This is a genomic window from Candidatus Pseudothioglobus sp. Uisw_016 (assembly GCF_048087635.1).
In the GTDB taxonomy this organism is placed as follows: domain Bacteria; phylum Pseudomonadota; class Gammaproteobacteria; order PS1; family Pseudothioglobaceae; genus Pseudothioglobus.
Window position 1 is genome coordinate 862,813 of the sequence record NZ_CP159806.1, and the last position, 17,868, is coordinate 880,680.

The 17,868-nt window shown below is 37.6% G+C and carries 21 protein-coding genes and 1 tRNA gene; 19 read left to right on the plus strand and 3 right to left on the minus strand.

Going from position 1 to position 17,868, the window contains the following annotated elements:
- Positions 1-54: 54 nt before the first annotated feature.
- The 14 genes from ABXT69_RS04295 (at position 55) to ABXT69_RS04360 (ending at position 10,575) form a co-directional block, all read left to right on the plus strand.
- On the plus strand, positions 55-984 hold the full coding sequence (locus tag ABXT69_RS04295) for a branched-chain amino acid transaminase (RefSeq protein WP_416679546.1): 930 nt from the start codon (positions 55-57) through the stop codon (positions 982-984).
- Positions 975-1,163, plus strand: a complete 189-nt coding sequence (locus ABXT69_RS04300) for a zinc-finger domain-containing protein (RefSeq protein WP_416679484.1) — start codon at positions 975-977, stop codon at positions 1,161-1,163. Before ABXT69_RS04295 ends, ABXT69_RS04300 begins: the two co-directional genes overlap by 10 nt.
- Before the next feature lie 19 nt (positions 1,164-1,182).
- On the plus strand, positions 1,183-1,698 hold the full coding sequence (locus tag ABXT69_RS04305) for a shikimate kinase (RefSeq protein WP_416679487.1): 516 nt from the start codon (positions 1,183-1,185) through the stop codon (positions 1,696-1,698).
- A gap of 116 nt (positions 1,699-1,814) precedes the next feature.
- Entirely contained in the window at positions 1,815-3,188 is a 1,374-nt protein-coding gene (locus ABXT69_RS04310; protein ID WP_416679490.1) for a TolC family protein, read from the plus strand.
- Between the two features lie 2 nt (positions 3,189-3,190).
- Complete coding sequence (locus tag ABXT69_RS04315) at positions 3,191-4,033, plus strand: lysophospholipid acyltransferase family protein (RefSeq protein WP_416679493.1); 843 nt, start codon at positions 3,191-3,193, stop codon at positions 4,031-4,033.
- A gap of 74 nt (positions 4,034-4,107) precedes the next feature.
- A complete protein-coding gene (gene cysE, locus ABXT69_RS04320; RefSeq protein WP_416679495.1) occupies positions 4,108-4,779 on the plus strand; it encodes a serine O-acetyltransferase in 672 nt (223 codons plus the stop codon).
- 98 nt (positions 4,780-4,877) lie between these two features.
- The gene (locus ABXT69_RS04325) at positions 4,878-5,306 is read left to right on the plus strand and encodes an Rrf2 family transcriptional regulator (protein WP_416679497.1); all 429 of its coding nucleotides are present in this window, start codon (positions 4,878-4,880) and stop codon (positions 5,304-5,306) included.
- Positions 5,307-5,325: 19 nt separating this feature from the next.
- Complete coding sequence (locus ABXT69_RS04330; protein ID WP_416679499.1) at positions 5,326-6,540, plus strand: IscS subfamily cysteine desulfurase; 1,215 nt, start codon at positions 5,326-5,328, stop codon at positions 6,538-6,540.
- A 71-nt stretch (positions 6,541-6,611) separates the two neighbouring features.
- Positions 6,612-6,992, plus strand: a complete 381-nt coding sequence (gene iscU / locus ABXT69_RS04335) for a Fe-S cluster assembly scaffold IscU (RefSeq protein WP_271541743.1) — start codon at positions 6,612-6,614, stop codon at positions 6,990-6,992.
- A 5-nt stretch (positions 6,993-6,997) separates the two neighbouring features.
- Complete coding sequence (gene iscA / locus ABXT69_RS04340; RefSeq protein WP_271541741.1) at positions 6,998-7,321, plus strand: iron-sulfur cluster assembly protein IscA; 324 nt, start codon at positions 6,998-7,000, stop codon at positions 7,319-7,321.
- A 33-nt stretch (positions 7,322-7,354) separates the two neighbouring features.
- Positions 7,355-7,870, plus strand: coding sequence for a Fe-S protein assembly co-chaperone HscB (hscB, locus tag ABXT69_RS04345; RefSeq protein WP_416679502.1), 516 nt, complete (start codon positions 7,355-7,357; stop codon positions 7,868-7,870).
- Positions 7,871-7,881: 11 nt separating this feature from the next.
- Positions 7,882-9,726, plus strand: a complete 1,845-nt coding sequence (hscA, locus tag ABXT69_RS04350) for a Fe-S protein assembly chaperone HscA (RefSeq protein WP_416679505.1) — start codon at positions 7,882-7,884, stop codon at positions 9,724-9,726.
- An 18-nt stretch (positions 9,727-9,744) separates the two neighbouring features.
- Complete coding sequence (fdx, locus tag ABXT69_RS04355) at positions 9,745-10,083, plus strand: ISC system 2Fe-2S type ferredoxin (protein ID WP_271558565.1); 339 nt, start codon at positions 9,745-9,747, stop codon at positions 10,081-10,083.
- A 21-nt stretch (positions 10,084-10,104) separates the two neighbouring features.
- A complete protein-coding gene (locus tag ABXT69_RS04360; RefSeq protein WP_416679508.1) occupies positions 10,105-10,575 on the plus strand; it encodes a DUF4396 domain-containing protein in 471 nt (156 codons plus the stop codon).
- Between the two features lie 41 nt (positions 10,576-10,616).
- Here the strand turns inward: ABXT69_RS04360 and apbC are convergent, their stop codons facing one another.
- Complete coding sequence (gene apbC, locus ABXT69_RS04365; protein ID WP_416676967.1) at positions 10,617-11,699, minus strand: iron-sulfur cluster carrier protein ApbC; 1,083 nt, start codon at positions 11,697-11,699, stop codon at positions 10,617-10,619.
- A gap of 90 nt (positions 11,700-11,789) precedes the next feature.
- Between apbC and metG the strand changes: the two genes are divergently transcribed.
- The 5 genes from metG (at position 11,790) to ABXT69_RS04390 (ending at position 17,199) form a co-directional block, all read left to right on the plus strand.
- Positions 11,790-13,430 carry a methionine--tRNA ligase gene (gene metG, locus ABXT69_RS04370; protein ID WP_416676968.1) on the plus strand — a complete coding sequence of 547 codons (1,641 nt, stop codon included), beginning with the start codon at positions 11,790-11,792 and terminating at the stop codon, positions 13,428-13,430.
- A 15-nt stretch (positions 13,431-13,445) separates the two neighbouring features.
- Positions 13,446-13,533: transfer RNA gene (locus tag ABXT69_RS04375), tRNA-Ser, on the plus strand.
- Between the two features lie 137 nt (positions 13,534-13,670).
- On the plus strand, positions 13,671-14,906 hold the full coding sequence (locus tag ABXT69_RS04380) for a tyrosine-type recombinase/integrase (RefSeq protein WP_416676969.1): 1,236 nt from the start codon (positions 13,671-13,673) through the stop codon (positions 14,904-14,906).
- Between the two features lie 25 nt (positions 14,907-14,931).
- Positions 14,932-15,315 carry a hypothetical protein gene (locus ABXT69_RS04385; RefSeq protein ID WP_416676970.1) on the plus strand — a complete coding sequence of 128 codons (384 nt, stop codon included), beginning with the start codon at positions 14,932-14,934 and terminating at the stop codon, positions 15,313-15,315.
- 204 nt (positions 15,316-15,519) lie between these two features.
- Positions 15,520-17,199: a YDG/SRA domain-containing protein gene (locus ABXT69_RS04390; RefSeq protein ID WP_416676971.1), complete on the plus strand. Its 1,680-nt coding sequence runs from the start codon at positions 15,520-15,522 to the stop codon at positions 17,197-17,199.
- A 102-nt stretch (positions 17,200-17,301) separates the two neighbouring features.
- Here ABXT69_RS04390 and ABXT69_RS04395 read toward each other — a convergent pair whose 3' ends face one another.
- Together ABXT69_RS04395 and ABXT69_RS04400 are read right to left on the minus strand one after the other, a co-directional pair.
- Complete coding sequence (locus ABXT69_RS04395) at positions 17,302-17,574, minus strand: DUF6291 domain-containing protein (RefSeq protein WP_416676972.1); 273 nt, start codon at positions 17,572-17,574, stop codon at positions 17,302-17,304.
- Entirely contained in the window at positions 17,571-17,762 is a 192-nt protein-coding gene (locus tag ABXT69_RS04400) for a helix-turn-helix transcriptional regulator (protein ID WP_416676973.1), read from the minus strand. The genes ABXT69_RS04395 and ABXT69_RS04400 overlap by 4 nt, the downstream gene beginning before the upstream one ends.
- Positions 17,763-17,868: the final 106 nt, after the last annotated feature.

Below are 17,868 nucleotides of genomic sequence, written 5' to 3' on the forward strand. Positions count from 1 at the left end.
TTGTAAATATCAAATATATATAGTTTAATTTTTTAAGAATTAAGGTTTTTTATGATGACAATGGAAGATAGAGATGGATTCATCTGGATGGACGGAGAATGGGTTGATTGGCGTGAAGCAAAAGTTCACGTCCTAACGCATACCCTGCACTATGGCATGGGCGCTTTTGAAGGTGTTCGCGCCTATGAAACATCCGATGGACCTGCAATATTTAAACTTGAAGAGCACACTGAGCGCTTATTTAATTCAGCTCGGATTCTTGGAATGGAGATCCCTTTTGATGTGGATATTCTAAACCAAGCTCAAAGAGAGGTTGTTACAAAAAATAACCTTAATTCTGCCTACATTAGACCCATGTGTTTTTATGGTTCTGAAGGTATGGGCTTAAGGGCTGATAATTTAAAGGTTCACGTAATGATAGCTGCTTGGGAGTGGGGCTCTTATTTAGGTGAAGACAACATGAGAAAAGGCATTCGAATTCGAACCTCTTCTTATATTAGGCATCATGCTCATCCCTCTTTAAGTGGGGCAAAGATGAATGGTAATTATATAAATTCAATGATGGCGCTCAAAGAAGCCCAAGATTATGGTTTTGATGAAGCCTTAATGTTGGATGTTGAAGGTTTTATCTCAGAAGGAAGCGGTGAAAATATTTTTGTAATTAAAGATGAAGTTCTCTATACGCCTCATTTAACTTCTGCTTTGCCAGGAATAACTCGAGATACTATTTTTACTTTAGCAAAATCTTTGGGTTATAAAATTACTGAAAAGAAAATTTCTTGTGATGACATTTATAATGCTGATGAGGCATTCTTTACAGGAACTGCAGCAGAGGTTACGCCAATAAGAGACCTCGATGGAAACCAAATAGGAATAGGATCTCGAGGCCTAATAACTGAGAAGCTTCAAGCTTTATATTTTGATTGCGTTCATGGGCGTAACAAAGACTATAAGCATTGGATTGAGAGTGGGAGATGTTCTTGAAAAAACCAAATCATCCTGACTCAACTTCTACGCTAGTTTCCAATAATGAAATCCCTTTCCATTGTCCCCCAAAAGGTGAAAAGACATGGAATATGCATCCTAAAGTATTTCTTTCATTTTCGGAAGAAGGAAAATCAAAATGCCCATATTGCGGCGCTAATTATCAATTAGATAAATAAAACTTTTTCCTTTGAAAAAATGCAATCAAAAATAAACAATATTATTCTAGTTGGTCCAATGGGCTCAGGTAAGACAACTATTGGTAGGCGTTTATCAGAAAAGTTAAGTCTTGATTTTTTTGACTCAGACCATGAAATTATTGATACAACAGGCGTAAGCATTGACCATATATTTGATGTTGAAGGTGAAAAGGGTTTTAGGGCTCGAGAGTTTGATGTAATAAAAAAATTATGTGGAACGCCTAATATTGTTTTAGCAACTGGAGGCGGCGCAGTATTACTTAAAGAAAATCGTGAACTGATCAAGAAAGCAGGTTCAGTAGTTTATCTTTCATCATCCGTTGATCAAATTCTTAGAAGGACCGCAAAGTCAAAAACTCGGCCTCTACTTGAAAAAAGTAACAATCGTAGAAAAACGATTACTGATATTTTAGAAGCTAGGGATTCATTATATAACGAGGTTGCCTCGCTCATTATTAATACCAATGGAAAAAAACTTAACGAAGTGATTGATGAAATTATTGAAGCGCTATAGGCTTTATAATTTTATTTTTTGCATAAAATTCATCAAAACTTCACTAAAATATTTATTTGTTGCTCTAAAATGATAGTTTTTTTCGTTAATTGTTTTGAACAGACAAAGGGGATACGATGTTAAAGAGAGCTAGTCTTTCGATATTTTTATTAATATCATCAAGCGCAATTGCGATAACCCTAGATGAATTCAGTGAAAGGTTAGTGGAAACGCACCCTTATTTTGTTCAGCTATCTCTATCTGAGAAAACAAGCCTATTGGATCAAAAAGCATCTTTAACTTACTTGGACTGGAATATAAAGGCTGGTGCTAGTGAATCATTCTCTGGTGGTGAAGATACTTCAACCCTATATGATGATTTGTATACAACTAAATATGAAGTTTCTGCAAATAGAAAACTAGAAAATTCAGGCGCTAGTGTTAATTTAAAGCACTCCTTAACTCGAAGCGATAAAGACAGTAATGCCTCTCATTCCAACCTCTTAGGGCTTGATTATGTCCGCCCGTTGCTTCAAAATAAAGGTGGCTTAAATGACCGTCTTGCTACTGATCTAGCTTCGTTAGATATGATGGCAAAGCAAGTGAGCCTTGAAGAGCAAGCTGAAACATTTTTGGCATCTAAGCTTTCTAAATTTATCGATTTAGCCCTCAAACAAGAAGTTGTAAAAAACCATCAAGTTTCACTTGATTTATCAAAGCAGCAACTTGATTTAGATGAAGAAAAATATGAAAACTCGCTGATTGATAAGTCAGTTTTAATTCAGCAAAAAGACTCTTATGTTAAGGCTAAACAGCAATTACTTCAGTCAAGTAAAGAATTAATTATTGAAAGAAGAGAGCTCGCTAACCTAATAGACTTAAAAGAGTCAGATATGATTGTTGATCTTGATTTATTTGAAGTTCATAATTTAACCAAAATTGATCCTGACTCTTTTGTTAAAGACTCAAGATTAATTCAAAAGTTTGACTTTGACAAAGCTAGATTTGAAAGGCAGCTAATAACTTTTGAAGATAAAACTATGCCGAGCGTTAATTTAAATTTAGGATTGTCTTCGTTGGGTGAAAATGATAAGTATTTTGGCAGTTTTGGTAACAGAGATTACTCCTGGAATGTCGGAGTTGACATCTCGTACCCATTAGGCTCTAGAAAAGAGCTAATAGATGTTGAGCGCGCTGAAATTAGTATTGATAATGTGGATGCTAAAAGGCAAGAGACTGAGATTACAAATGTTCAACAAATTAATTATCTGCTTGCACAAGTTGACTTATTGTCCGAACTTGTTGTGCTGTACTTGGAGCAGGGCTCTTTAGCTGAAGAAATGGTTATTGAGGAGCAGATCAAGTTTGGTGAGGCTCGTGGTCAAAAATCATTAGTGATTGCAGCAAAAAGAAATGCTAATCTTGCAAACCTGACTTATCTGCAAGCAGCTGGAACTTACCAAAAAATAGTTATTGATTACAAAGCAGCAATCGATCAATTGTATAAATAAAAATGATTCGCCTGTTTTTATCTTTATGCTCTATTTTGCCTCTGAAGATTAATCATATATTTGGTGCATTAATTGGTAAATCACTATATATTTTTGGTTCTGAAGCAAAAAGAGTTTCAGCCCAAAATGTTGAAATTTGTTTTCCTGAGCTCAGCCTTAAAGACCAAAAGTCTCTTGTTAAAAATGCATTAATTCATACAGGCAAAAATTTAACCGAATCTGGTTTAATTTGGAATCAAAGTTTTTCAAAAAATGTGAACTATGTTTTTGATTTTAATGGTGAACATTATTTAGACAATCAAAAAAAAACTATTCTACTGGTACCTCATATTGGATGCTGGGAGCTAACAGGTAGGGTCCTTGCTAATACAAGAAAAGTAACGTTTATGTATAAACCACTGAGAAGTCAAAAGCAAAATGATTATTTATTTAAGCGCAGAAATAAAGGCAATTTGACTATGGTTAGTGCTGATAAATCTGGAATCTTAAAGATTCAACGCGCATTAAAAAATAGGGAGCTTATTGGAATGTTGCCTGATCAAGACCCAGGAGAAGAGGGGGGCATTATGTCTCCTTTTTTTAATAAAGAGGCTAACACAATGACTCTACTTGCTAAAATTGCAAATAAGAATGATTTGCAAGTATTAATGTTTTGGGCCAAAAGACTACCTAAAGGTAGGGGGTATGAGCTTAATCTCGAGCCAGTTGAACTTGATCTAAATGGTGATACTTTAGAAGATCACGTTGCATCTATGAACCGCTGTGTTGAGGATTTAATTAGAAAGATGCCAGAGCAGTATATGTGGAGTTATAAACGATTCAAAGCAACACATTCATACAACTAATTATTTCAATCTAAGTAATTGTCATTTTATTGCCACAAAAATCTTGTCATTATCAATAATGGTATAATTTATCTATGAGAATTTTTGAAGACGTAAGGAGTGTGTTTGACCGTGATCCAGCGGCAAGAAATGTATTTGAAATACTTACCTGTTATTCTGGGGTCCAGGCTGTAATTATTTATCGCTTAACTCATTTATTATGGGGTTATAAGCTTTTCTGGCTTGCGCGCTTTATTTCTACTTTTGCTCGCTGGTTTACTGGCATTGAAATCCATCCTGGTGCTGTCATTGGCAGACGCTTTTTTATTGACCATGGTATGGGCGTTGTTATTGGTGAAACTGCTGAGATTGGTAATGACTGCATGATGTACCACGGAGTTACGCTCGGTGGAACCTCTTGGGATAAAGAGAAACGCCATCCTACATTAAAAGACGGCGTAGTTATTGGGGCGGGTGCAAAAATTCTAGGCCCAATTACTCTGGGCCTTAATGTTAGAGTTGGCTCAAACTCAGTTGTAGTTAGGTCAGTTGATGACAATGACACTGTTGTTGGTATACCAGGACGCGTCGTTGTTAAGAAGGCTAGCGAGAGCGATACGTTTGACTCTTATGCTGCAAGCTCTAGTGGCCGTTCTAATGATCCTACTATTCAAGCTGTAGATTCTATTATTGAGCGCTTGGCTGAAATTGACAAGAAAATAGCCAATCTGCCTGTTGATTCTAAGCCCATAAAAGAAGACTCATAAATTGTTGAAAATAAGTAATTGTTGAGTGAATTTAATACTTGACTAATTTCGTAGGTTACTAGTATAATTTGCTTAAATTTTAATAAACTAATAATGTTATGCAACTAACCACTAAAGGAAGATACGCAGTAACTGCAATGCTTGATCTTGCATCTAATGAGTCGGCTAAACCTGTCACACTGGATATGATTTCTCAAAGGCAAAATATCTCACTTTCTTACTTAGAGCAGCTCTTTGCTAAGCTAAGAAAAGCATCATTGGTTAAAAGTGTTCGAGGTCCAGGTGGCGGTTACCTTTTAAATGTTAACGCTGTGGACGTTACTCTTACAGAAATTATTGAAGCTGTTGATGAGAACATAGATTTACGTCGCTGTCACGGCTCAAAAGATTGCTTAAGGGGTAAGCAGTGTTTGTCACATCACTTGTGGTGTGAGGTAAGTGACCAAATAAGAGGGTTTCTGAGCACCAGAAATCTTCAACAGGTCATTGATGATTATAAAATGAATCAAGATATACAATTACATTAATAATTAAGGAATATAAATAATGCTAACTCCAACTTATATGGACTATTCATCTACTACTCCAGTAGATCAACGTGTTGCTAAAAAAATGGCTAAATTCTTAACAATGGAAGGTGACTTTGGGAATCCAGCTTCACGCTCTCATTTTTATGGATGGCAGGCTGAAAAAGCGGTCGATGAGGCGCGCTCACAAGTGGCTGATCTAGTAGGGGCTGATCCAAGAGAGATTGTCTGGACTTCAGGCGCGACTGAGTCAAACAATCTAGCGATCAAAGGTATTGCACACTTTTATGAAAAGCGTGGTAAACATATTATTACTCTAAAAACTGAACACAAGGCTGTCCTAGATACATGCCGCCAACTTGAAAGAGAAGGTTTTGAGGTTACTTATTTAGACCCATTGCCGAACGGATTGTTAGATATGGATGTTTTTAAGAAAACAATAAGAGAGGATACAATTCTTGCCTCAATTATGCATGTTAATAACGAGATTGGTGTTATTCAGGATTTACAAGCTATTGGCGATATTTGCAGAGAAAATAAGGTATTTTTTCATGTGGATGCTGCTCAATCGGTTGGAAAGTTAGAGATAGATTTAGAGTCACTTCCAGTTGATTTAATGAGCTTTTCAGCGCATAAGATATATGGACCTAAGGGTATGGGAGCGCTTTATGTGTCTCGTAAGCCAAGAGTCAGACTTGAGGCTCAGATGCATGGTGGTGGACATGAGCGCGGAATGAGGTCTGGTACGTTAGCTACGCATCAAATTGTTGGTATTGGTGAAGCGTTCGCAATTGCTAAGGCTGAAATGAAAGATGAAGGTATAAGGGTTCAAAAACTTCGTGATAGATTGCTTGCTGGCTTTTCTGATATGGAGGAGGTTGTTGTTAATGGTGACCTAGACCAAAGAATTTCAGGAAATTTGAATATAAGTTTTAACTACGTTGAAGGTGAATCTCTAATGATGGCGATTTCTGATGTAGCGGTGTCTTCTGGGTCAGCCTGTACTTCATCAAGCTTAGAGCCTTCTTATGTTCTTAGAGCTCTAGGGCTTACTGATGAACTAGCACACAGCTCTATTCGTTTTAGTGTTGGTCGATATACAACTGAAAAAGATGTCGATGACGCAATTACACTGGTTCGTGAAAAAGTTCAAAAATTAAGGGATTTATCGCCTCTATGGGATATGTTTAAAGATGGGGTTGATTTAAGTACGGTTGAATGGGCTGCGCATTAAGCAGACTAAGCGTTTAAATCAATAAAATATAACGGTATAGAGTAAAATTAAAGTTAAATTCGGAGTAATTTATGGCATATGGTAAAAAAGTAATGGATCACTATGAAAACCCACGTAATGTTGGAGTTTTAGATAAGGATGCTGCAAATGTAGGAACAGGAATGGTTGGAGCTCCTGCTTGTGGTGACGTAATGAGATTGCAAATTCAAATAAATGATGAAGGCGTAATCGAAGAGGCTAAATTCAAAACGTATGGTTGCGGCTCAGCAATTGCCTCATCATCTCTTTTAACAGAGTGGGTTAAAGGAAAGACGTTGGATGAAGCAGCTCAGATTAAAAATACTGAAATTGTAGAAGAGTTAGAGCTACCTCCCGTAAAGATTCATTGTTCAGTTCTGGCTGAAGATGCAATAAAAGCAGCTATTAATGATCTAAAGAGTAAGGCTAGCTAATAATTATGGCAATAACGTTAACTGAAAAAGCAGCAGAGAGAATGAGCGATTATTTAGCTAATCGTGGAACAGGTGTCGGCGTAAGGCTCTCTGTTCAAACGACAGGCTGCTCTGGTCTTGGCTACAACATGGAATTTGTTGATGCAGTTAATGACGATGACACTCTGTTTGATGACAAGGGCGTTAAAGTTATTGTTGATGCTAAAAGCTTAATTTATATAGATGGTACTGAAGTTGATTACCAAAAAGAAGGCCTAAACGAAGGTTTTGAGTTTAACAATCCAAATTCGAAAGCTGAATGTGGTTGTGGCGAATCCTTTACTGTTTAATAGTTTTTCGTTAGCTCTCAAGGTAAAACCCTAATGCAAAATTATTTTGAGTTATTTGACCTTGAAACATCATTCTTTATAGATGATGATCAGCTCAAATCTTCTTATCGAAAAGAAATATCCAGGTTTCACCCGGATAAATATGTAACAAAGAGTGAGTCTGAAAAGCTTCAGGCGCTTCAAAATACATCACTTTTAAATACAGCATTTACATCTCTTAAAACCCCATTAAATCGTGCTAGTTATTTACTTAAGATGCAGGGTTTAGATCCATTTGATGAGAGAGATACAGTAATGAATCATGATTTTTTGATCTCTCAGATTGACTTACGTGAAGAGCTTGAAGTAATTGAGGAAGATCGAGACAGCTTTGGCTTAGAGGGCTTTTTGGAGCGTGTTGATCTTCATATCGAAGAGAATACAGAATCAATTTATAAGGCTTTTGAGCTTAAGAGTGACCTCATGGATATCAAAATGAATGTACGAGAACTCAAGTTTTATGATCAGCTCTATAAAGAAGCTAATAAATTAATGGACGAACTGCTCTAAGGATTTAGTTTATGGCGTTATTACAAATTTCAGAGCCCGGCCAATCCACTGCGCCACACCACCATAATTTGGCTTGTGGTATTGATTTAGGTACAACCAACTCACTAGTAGCTAGCGTAATGAGTGGTGAGACAAAACTAGTTTTAGATCAAAGTGATAGGGCAATCCTTCCATCAGTCGTTTATTGCGGCTCTAAGGAGCTTATCGTTGGCCATGAAGCGCTTGATTTGGCAATAAAAGACCCAACAAACACGATTCTATCAATTAAGCGTTTTATGGGAATTGGCTATAGTGAAGCAAAAGAAATTAAAAATTTACCCTATGATTTTGAAGATCATAAAGGCAGTGTTTTATTTAAAACTGCAATTGGCAGCCTCTCAGCTATTGAAATTTCAGCAAAAATCCTCTCTACCTTAAAGACTCGCGCCGAAGGGGCTCTTGGCGGTGAGCTAAAAGGTGCGGTAATTACAGTCCCTGCATATTTCAATGATGCCCAGAGACAGTCTACTAAGGACTCAGCCAAACTTGCAGGAATAAATGTCTTAAGGCTCCTTAATGAGCCAACAGCGGCTGCAATTGCCTATGGTTTGGAGTCAGGCGAAGAGGGTGTTCATGCGGTTTATGATCTCGGTGGCGGAACGTTTGATATATCAATACTAAATTTTACTAAAGGAGTTTTTGAGGTCCTTTCAACGGGTGGTGACTCAAGTCTGGGCGGTGATGATTTTGATAACTTAATTTTCGATAATTGTATCGAGTCATTAAACCTGACTAATTTAACTGCCTCACAAATCCAAACAATTAGAAAGCTCTCAAAGTTGGCAAAAGAAGAGCTATCAGTCAAAGAGGCTGCTGAATTTTCAATTGAAGGTCAGCTCTATAAGATTACAAAGTCTCATTTTGATCATATGAGTGAGGTTCTAATTAAAAGAACGTTACTTCTAACAAAGCGAGCCTTGAGAGATGCTAACGTTAAAATATCTGACGTTAAAGAGGTTATTATGGTTGGCGGCTCAACTCGAATGAACTCAATAAGAGAGCATGTTGGAGAGGTCTTTAATAGACCTGTTTTGTGTTCTATTAACCCAGATGAGGTTGTTGCCAAGGGCGCTGCAATTCAGGCAAACATATTAGTCGGCAATAAAAGTAGAGACGACGTATTACTGTTAGATGTTCTGCCTCTTTCTTTAGGTCTTGAGACTATGGGCGGACTGGTGGAGAAGGTGATTCATAGAAATACCACGATACCAATTACTAGGGCTCAAGAGTTTACGACCTACAAAGATGGCCAGACTGGAATGAGTATTCATGTATTTCAAGGTGAGCGTGAGCTTACAAAAGATTGTAGATCACTCGGACGTTTCGAATTAAAAGGAATCCCTCCAATGGTTGCGGGCAGAGCTCGCATTCTAGTTGAATTTCAAGTGGATGCAGATGGCTTGTTATCCGTTTCAGCTAAAGAGGAAACTTCTGGCGTTAAATCTGAAATAATTATTAAGCCTTCATTTGGTCTTAGTGACTCCGATATGGAAAAGATGCTTAAGGACTCCGTTGTATTCGCCCAAGAAGATATTATCTTAAGGCAGCTTCAAGAGCAGAAGGTTGATGCAACAAGAACAATCGAGGCAATTGATTCAGCCTTAGAGGCTGATAAAATCCTTCTAGATGAGTCGATGCTTAAAACCATCCTTCAGTCAAGAGACTATTTATCATCAATAATAGAGTCTGATGATGTCACCCTCATAAAAAATGCAACCCTAGATCTTGAAAAGGTTAGCTCAAAATTTGTTGAGATGAGAATGAACAAGTCAATAATGAGTGCGATGAAAGGTCATAAAATTGATGAATTTAACTAATAACTATAAACTATCACTATGCCTCAATTAATTATCCTGCCAAATGAAGAATTTTGCCCTGAGGGCATTGTTATTGAAACAAATACTGGAACGAGTGTTTGCAGAGCTTTGCTTGACAACGGCATTGAAATTGAGCATGCCTGTGAAATGTCGAACGCCTGTACAACATGTCATATATACGTTCGAGAGGGTTTTGACTCAATCGAAGAGTCTGATGAAATCGAAGATGACCTCCTTGATAAAGCCTGGGGGCTTGATCCTGACTCAAGGCTATCCTGTCAGGCTATTGTTCTAGAAGAAGACTTAGTTATTGAAATTCCAAGGTACACGATTAATCAGGTGTCAGAAAACCACTAAACTTTAAAAAAGAGGGTACTTATGTTTTTAGATAAAATTAATGACGGTTTTTGGGCTTGTAAGCATACGTGGGCAAAAAGCGCCAATAATACAAAGTGGTGCCTCATTGGCTGTGCTACTGGTGAATTTGCGACATTGGCCTATTTCAGCTACTCTGGTATCACGAGTGATCTCGTTCTTTATAGTACTGTTTGGTACTTATTTGCAGCGCTGCCTCTTATTAATGGCCTAATAACCAGTATCATCTTGGAGACGATCATTCTTATCAGGTCAAATTTTGATTTTGCAAACGCCTTAAAAACGGCGCTAGGGATGTCTTTTATTTCAATGCTGATGATGGAAGTCGCAATGATGTTTACAGACCTGGTTTTTACAGGCGGCGTCTTGGGACTAAATTATTTTGCGATCCCTTTAATGCTTTTGGTCGGTTTTTTAGCGCCTTGGCCTTATAATTACTGGCGCTTAAAGAAGTTTAATAAAGCCTGTCACTAACCTCTCCCAATAAAGAGAGAGGGTAGTGAGTTTATAATCTCTTATTCAATTGTAATCTTTGGAAAAGCCCCAATTGACTCGCTTTGAAGTGACAATGTCGCAGCAACATTCCTTGCAATTTTCTGATACATCATTGAGACTTTACTCTCTGGATCTTTAGCAACGCTCGGAGTTCCTTCGTCAACATCAGTTCTGATTTCTAGTTTAAGTGGAAGCGCTCCAAGAAACTTCGTGTTAGAGGTAGCCGCCATTCGCTCACCCCCGCCATTACCAAAAATCTCTTCAGCGTGATTGCAGTTTGAGCAAATATGAATCGACATGTTTTCAACGATACCTAATATTGGAATATTTACTTTTTCGAACATCGCTAAACCTTTCTGAGCGTCAATTAGAGCAATGTCTTGAGGCGTTGTAACAATGACAGCTCCGCTCACAGGTATTTTTTGAGAAAGCGTCAACTGAGTGTCACCTGTTCCTGGCGGAAGGTCGACAATCATGTAGTCTACATCTTCCCATTCTGTGTTCTTTAAAAGCTGCTCTAAGGCCTGAGTTACCATCGGGCCGCGCCATACCATAGGAGAGGCTTCTTCCACTAAAAACCCAATAGACATTGCCTGAATGCCATGCGCCAGAACTGGCTTCATGTTGCCTTCTTTAGATTCTTCGGGCCTAAGATCTTTAACGCCTAGCATGCGCGGCTGAGAGGGGCCATAAATGTCCGCATCGAGGAGCGCAACGTTTGCGCCTTCAGACTGAAGAGAGAGTGCAATGTTAACAGCAGTCGTTGACTTTCCAACGCCGCCCTTGCCTGAGGCAACAGCAATAATATTTTTAACGCCTGGCAGCGCAGGTACTCCGCCTTGAACCGCGTAAGCTGCTATTTTTGACTTGATAGAAATATTTGAGTAATTAACGCCTTCCTTTGAGAGCGCTTCTTCGACAGAGCCTTTAAGGTCTTCATGATAGTTAATCGCAGGATATTTAAGCAGTAATTCAACGTTCACTATCTCATCGTCAATAGATATATTTTTAACGTTCTCAGATGAAACAAGGTCTAAGCCTGTATGAACATCGATAACAGTGCTAAGAATTTTTTGTATTGAGTCTTCGGTTAAATTTGTCAATTTGGTGACCTCAGTCGGTAAAATAGCGCTATTTTATCGTACAACTATCTTAGGAATCCTTAATAATATTGGGATTATTGATAACAAATTATGACCAAACGAAGAATACTTGTTACTTCAGCTCTGCCTTATGCTAACGGTGAGATTCATTTAGGGCACTTGCTTGAATACATTCAGACAGATATCTGGGTTCGGTTTCAAAAAATGCAGGGTAATGAGTGTCATTATGTGTGCGCGGACGATGCCCACGGAACCCCAATTATGCTCAAGGCAGATGAGATGGGGATTGATCCTGAAGAGTTAATTGCTGGGGTTAGTGAGCGTCACCAGGCAGACTTTAAAGATTTTAATGTTAACTTCAGTCAGTTCCACTCGACACACTCTGAAGAGAACCGTCATTACTCAGAGCTTATCTATTCTCGCCTTAAAGATTCAGGCTTTATTAAGACCCGCGTAATATCTCAGGCCTATGATCCTGAAAAAGAAATGTTTCTACCAGACCGCTTCATTAAAGGCGAATGCCCTAAGTGCGGTGCTGATGATCAGTACGGCGATAACTGTGAGGTATGCGGCGCAACTTATTCAACAACAGAGCTTAAGAATGCTAGGTCGGTTGTCTCGGGCGCAGTCCCAATTGAAAAAGAGTCTGAGCACTACTTCTTTGACCTTCCTCAATTCGAACAGCAATTAAAGGAATGGACTAATGCTGGACATCTGCAAGAAGAGGTCAGCAATAAATTAGCTGAGTGGTTTGAGCAAGGACTTCAGCAGTGGGATATTTCTAGGGATAAGCCTTACTTTGGCTTTCAAATTCCAGGAACCGAGGACAAGTACTTCTATGTCTGGCTTGATGCGCCTATTGGCTACATGGCGAGCTTTAAAAAATTATGTGATAACAGTGATCTTGAGTTTGATGATTTTTTTGCAAAGGGGTCTGACACTGAGCTTTATCACTTCATTGGCAAGGACATTGTTTACTTCCACGCACTGTTTTGGCCGGCAACACTTATGGGCTCAAACTTTAGAACGCCGAACGCAATCTTTGCGCACGGCTTCTTATCGGTCAACGGTCAGAAGATGAGTAAGTCGCGCGGAACCTTCATTCAGGCAAGGACTTACTTAGAGACCCTTAATCCAGAGTGCCTTCGTTATTACTATGCCTATAAGTTATCTTCTAAGATTGATGACATTGACTTAAACCTTGAGGACTTTAAGCAGCGCGTGAATTCAGACATTGTGGGCAAGGTCGTAAACATTGCCTCAAGAAGCGCTTCGTTCGTTGTTAAGAAGTATGACAAAGAGCTGTCCGCTCAATGCATCGAGCAGGTGCTCTACGATGAGTTTGTAGCCGCTGGCCCTGAAATTGCAGCACATTATGAGGCGAGGAACTTTGGCCACGCTATGCGCTCAATTATGAAGCTTGCGGACAAGGCGAATCAGTACATTGACGAGAAGAAGCCTTGGCAACTTGCAAAAGAAGAGGGTAAGGCGCAAGAGGTTCACGAGGTAACGTCTCTAGCGATTAACCTGTTTAGAGTTTTGATGACCTATCTTAAGCCGGTGCTTCCAGAGATGGCTAAGAGTTCAGAGGAGTTCCTTAATATCGACTCACTGAACTGGGATGGTATTAAGAGTCCACTGACAAGTCATCACATCAATAAATTTAAACCGCTTATGACTCGTATTGAAGATGAGCAATTAGAGGCAATGATAGAGTCCTCTAAAGTATAAAATACCAAAAGTTTAGGAGGGGTGGCAGAGTGGTCGATCGCGCCCGCTTGGAAAGCGTGTATACCTCACGGTATCGAGGGTTCGAATCCCTCTCCCTCCACCAAACAAAGTTCTCAGAATGTCTTGCTAAGATTCAATAAGTGTAGATAAAGTCTATATTATATATACATTTAAAGGATTTCATATTCTTTTAAAGTTTCATATTAACTCTTGACATATTCTCATTTTGTGAGTAGGATTGTGAGTAGATTCTCTGATTCTGTATTTATGCTTACTGACTTAAAGTTAAAAAACCTAAAGCCCAAAAAAAAACAATACCGTGTTGCCGATAGTCATGGACTAGCAATAGAGATTAATCCAAATGGCTCCAAGCTATGGCGACATAGATATCGTTATAACAATAAAGCTACAATGATGTCATTAGGTAGTTATCCCATGATTTCTTTACTCGACGCTAGACAGGCTCGTGATATTAATAAGCAAATGCTCAAACAAGGCATAAATCCTAAGCAAGAGAAATTGTTGTCAACCTCAGTTAATTCTACTTTTTTAGATATGTTCAATCAATGGATTGATAACAATAAAGATGATTGGAGTTCAAAAACAACTAAGCAAGCCATACAGAGGTCAAATAACTATTTAATCCCTACTCTTGGTAATTTACCCATCGAAGACATAAAGCCCCCTGATATGCGAAATTTGCTCCTCAAAATTCAGGATTCAGGTAAGTTAGATATGCTGCGCAAAGTTAAAGGTATAGCTAATGGTATTTTTAAGTATTCGGTAGGTATGGGAGTGATTTCAGTGAATCCTGTAAGAGACCTTCCTAATGATATCTTTAAGAAAAAACCAGTTAAACACTACTCCACTATTGTAGACCCTAAAAAGATTGCCCCACTGCTTGAGAAGCTAGAACAATATCGAGGTAGTTATGAAGTTAAATCAGCATTAAATATTGCTCCTCATGTTTTCTTGAGACCTAATGAACTTGTGGGTTTATTATGGAGTGAGATTGATTTTGATGAAAAGCTAATAAGAATTAGCCCTGAGAGAATGAAGATGAACAGAATGCATCTTGTGCCAATGAGTAAGCAAATCGTAAATCTGTTTAAAGAAATAAGCAAGTATAGTAGGGGAGGTGAGTATGTATTTCCTTCACCTAGGGATATTGAAAAGCCTATCACTCCTGATTCACTTAGAAACGCTATAAGAAAGTTAGGTATCGAGAAAGATGAATTTACAACCCACTCGTTTAGAAGTATGGCAAGTACCAGGCTTAATGAGCTAGGATTTAAAGGTGATGTTATTGAAATGCAGCTCGCACATGCTGAGGGTAACAAGATAAGAGGGGCTTATAACCATGCTGAATACCTTCCTGAGCGAAAAAAAATGATGCAGGATTGGTCTAATTATTTAGATAAACTTCAAAACAAAACTTCAGTATCTCCATCTGAGCTTCAACAGAGTCTTTTTTAAAATCATATTGAGCTATAATTTCTTCATGGAAACTTTTAAAGAGATTTTTAAATACCTATTTGCTATTGCCTTAATGCTAGGGGTTCTAGGGATTACAGCCATAATTTTATATAGTATTAATATAGGCTATGGCCCTTTCCTTCAGGACATGAACAATGATGGTGTTACAACGTATAAAGATTTTTTTGTTAGGGTGCTGTCACCTGCTGGTTACGTTTTACTTGGAGTTTTAAATCCAATATTAGATAGTGATTTGGGAAAGTTTTTTGAGGCAAGTACTATAGAGGAGACTAATAAAGCATTAGCATGGTCTGGCCTTTTTTTCTACGCTATTGTTGTAACCACCTTCATGAGTTTAGTAATGAAGTTTTTAATCTATTTATTTAATTTAGAAGATGCTTTAGATTAGATCATTATGAAAGAAAAGTATTATAAAAATTTAATTTTTTCGCTACCAATTTTAGTCATCATACTTGTGGTAATTGCTAGCTATGATTGGGCTTACCTGAGCTGTTTAATGGAAAATAATGACATAGAAGATACAGCCTCATATTGTTATATGAGCTCAAGGGCTATAGGCTATGAGAATCTCCCATAGGAAAGTGATCTAGCCATGGATAACTATATATGGAATGAAGACATACTTACCAAGCCGACTAAGATAGACAAATCGACTTTAAGCTGCCCAATAAGTATAAATGTTTTAAGAAGAAAGAGGATAGCTATACCTAAAGGCTTTTATTCATTCTTTAATATGGGCCCATCTGTAAGTTTCATGCACCTACGAATGTCTTCTGAGCATGACTTACCAGACCTACCAGGGTCTGAATATCATGTTATGCTTTCTGGTCCTGAAAGTGGCAATTCAAGAGAAATTTGGCTAAACGGTTTTTCTGATGTACTAAATATATTGCTTAAAGAATGGGAAGAGTCTGAGAATATAGATGACTATAAAGTTACTTTTATTTTTTCTAAAGCTACAGATAAAGATATTTTTGATATTGAAATATTAGAAAAAAAATCTGAAAAAATTATTGTTAATAATATTAAGAAGCAGAATTCATGGAGTAAGTTAAGCGACAAAAAAATATTAAAAACTCTTGATTATTCTGCTTTTTATGAGAATAGCTCTGGATTACCAAAAGCTTTTTATAATTTTTTTAATATTAACAATAATAAAGCAAGTGATATTAACTTACTCTTTCAAGTTGATGCCGTCAACTTTAGTGCAAAACTCTCATGGGTAGATCAAAATTATTCAAGAATAAAAATGAGGTGGGAGTCTGATTTTACAACTCTTCTTAAGCAAAAATTTCCCACATGGAATACTGTTGTGCCTCATGATAGGAAATCTCAAATGGATCTTGTATTTAATAAGACCAGTAAGGATAATTTTTATAAGATTTCATTTGAAAGTGGCAAGCCTGAAATGAAGTTTGGTCATATTGATGGAACTAAAGAGGGCCAAGTATTTTTAAGTCGAGAGGAGTTAGGTTTATCTGGAATTCATACGCCTCCTCAGGCTGGAATTTGGGGGAGACAAGATGAAGGTTCAGCTTCTATTGTCTTATCAGGTGGTTATGCTGATGATATTGATGATGGTGAATATATCCTTTATACCGGTCAAGGTGGACGAGACCCAGTTAGTGGGAAACAAATCAAAGACCAACAATTTACCCTAGTAAATAAAGGGCTTCAGCTTAATAAGGAATACAATCATCCAGTCAGAGTTACACGTGGACACCAAGTAGATCGAGGGCCTGATGAAGGATATCGTTATGATGGACTTTATTATGTAACTGATTATGAAAGAGTCAAAGGGAGAGAAGGATTTTTTGTTTGTAGGTTTCATCTTCAAAAAGAGGAAGGAGCCATAATAAATGATGACATTGAACATCCAACATCACCTTCAGAAAGAGTTCAGTACTCTGGAAATCGAGTCAAAAGAAACGATAGCTTTGCTCATCAAATTAGAGACTTGTATAACAATACTTGTCAGGTCTGTAAAGTCTTTTTAAAGACCCCAACAGAAGGAATAGGTATTTCTGAAGCAGCCCATATAAAAGCTATAGGAAGGCCTCATAATGGCCCTGATACAAAGGCAAATATGATTTGTCTATGCCCAAATCATCATGCTCAATTTGATAGATACTCTTTTTATATTGAACCAGAAACTCTGGAGATTGTTGGACTCGATGAATTCAAAGGACAATCAATCATAATCAACAAAAAACATAAGGTTAAGGTAGAGTTTTTTGAATATCAAAAACAACAATATCTTAAGAAAAATTAGATTAGTTTAAAACCAGTGATATTGTCATTGACATTAATAGTGACATTAGCCTTAACCTTAATATTTACATTAGCATTTACATTAGGTTATCAACTTCATAACCTAAGGTTTATTAATGATAGGGCGTCCTCCTAACTTGCCATTTCTTCTCTTTCTTAAATTTGCATCAAGCTGGGGTTTAACCAGTTTAAACATGCCTTCAATATTTGGGGGTAAATCGGACGTTTTTTCATAAAGAGCGTATCTGCATATTGCATCTAAAAACATCGCTATTTCCTCAAATTTGAGGCTCTCCATCGATAAAAAGAAACTCTCATAGAAGACAAAAGATCCATGGTTAATATCATCTTCTTCATAGTCAGGCCAATCGTTCATAGTTGACCTCCATTTCTGAGGATAGATTTTGATTCTAACCAATCATTTATTTCGTCTAATAGCCAGCCAGAACTTCTTTCTGCAAGTTTTAATTGCTTTGGAAATTCTCCTTTCTTGGCAAGACGATAGATTGTTGCACTACTGAGTGAAGTTAGTGCTATAACTTTCTTGAGTTTAATTACTTGCATTATTTATTCTCCTAAAATGCATGATAGAAAACCACCTGATAAACAGGATGATTGCTAAGTGTGATTAGGATTGTCAGCTAAGAAATATAGCTGTTCCTAGAATGAT

Coding starts and splice junctions, on each gene's coding strand:
- ABXT69_RS04295 (WP_416679546.1), top strand. CDS start 55: ATGACAATGGAAGATAGAGATGGATTCATCTGGATGGACGGAGAATGG.
- ABXT69_RS04300 (WP_416679484.1), top strand. CDS start 975: ATGTTCTTGAAAAAACCAAATCATCCTGACTCAACTTCTACGCTAGTT.
- ABXT69_RS04305 (WP_416679487.1), top strand. CDS start 1,183: ATGCAATCAAAAATAAACAATATTATTCTAGTTGGTCCAATGGGCTCA.
- ABXT69_RS04310 (WP_416679490.1), top strand. CDS start 1,815: ATGTTAAAGAGAGCTAGTCTTTCGATATTTTTATTAATATCATCAAGC.
- ABXT69_RS04315 (WP_416679493.1), top strand. CDS start 3,191: ATGATTCGCCTGTTTTTATCTTTATGCTCTATTTTGCCTCTGAAGATT.
- cysE (WP_416679495.1), top strand. CDS start 4,108: ATGAGAATTTTTGAAGACGTAAGGAGTGTGTTTGACCGTGATCCAGCG.
- ABXT69_RS04325 (WP_416679497.1), top strand. CDS start 4,878: ATGCAACTAACCACTAAAGGAAGATACGCAGTAACTGCAATGCTTGAT.
- ABXT69_RS04330 (WP_416679499.1), top strand. CDS start 5,326: ATGCTAACTCCAACTTATATGGACTATTCATCTACTACTCCAGTAGAT.
- iscU (WP_271541743.1), top strand. CDS start 6,612: ATGGCATATGGTAAAAAAGTAATGGATCACTATGAAAACCCACGTAAT.
- iscA (WP_271541741.1), top strand. CDS start 6,998: ATGGCAATAACGTTAACTGAAAAAGCAGCAGAGAGAATGAGCGATTAT.
- hscB (WP_416679502.1), top strand. CDS start 7,355: ATGCAAAATTATTTTGAGTTATTTGACCTTGAAACATCATTCTTTATA.
- hscA (WP_416679505.1), top strand. CDS start 7,882: ATGGCGTTATTACAAATTTCAGAGCCCGGCCAATCCACTGCGCCACAC.
- fdx (WP_271558565.1), top strand. CDS start 9,745: ATGCCTCAATTAATTATCCTGCCAAATGAAGAATTTTGCCCTGAGGGC.
- ABXT69_RS04360 (WP_416679508.1), top strand. CDS start 10,105: ATGTTTTTAGATAAAATTAATGACGGTTTTTGGGCTTGTAAGCATACG.
- metG (WP_416676968.1), top strand. CDS start 11,790: ATGACCAAACGAAGAATACTTGTTACTTCAGCTCTGCCTTATGCTAAC.
- ABXT69_RS04385 (WP_416676970.1), top strand. CDS start 14,932: ATGGAAACTTTTAAAGAGATTTTTAAATACCTATTTGCTATTGCCTTA.
- ABXT69_RS04390 (WP_416676971.1), top strand. CDS start 15,520: ATGGATAACTATATATGGAATGAAGACATACTTACCAAGCCGACTAAG.
- ABXT69_RS04395 (WP_416676972.1), bottom strand. CDS start 17,574: ATGAACGATTGGCCTGACTATGAAGAAGATGATATTAACCATGGATCT.
- ABXT69_RS04400 (WP_416676973.1), bottom strand. CDS start 17,762: ATGCAAGTAATTAAACTCAAGAAAGTTATAGCACTAACTTCACTCAGT.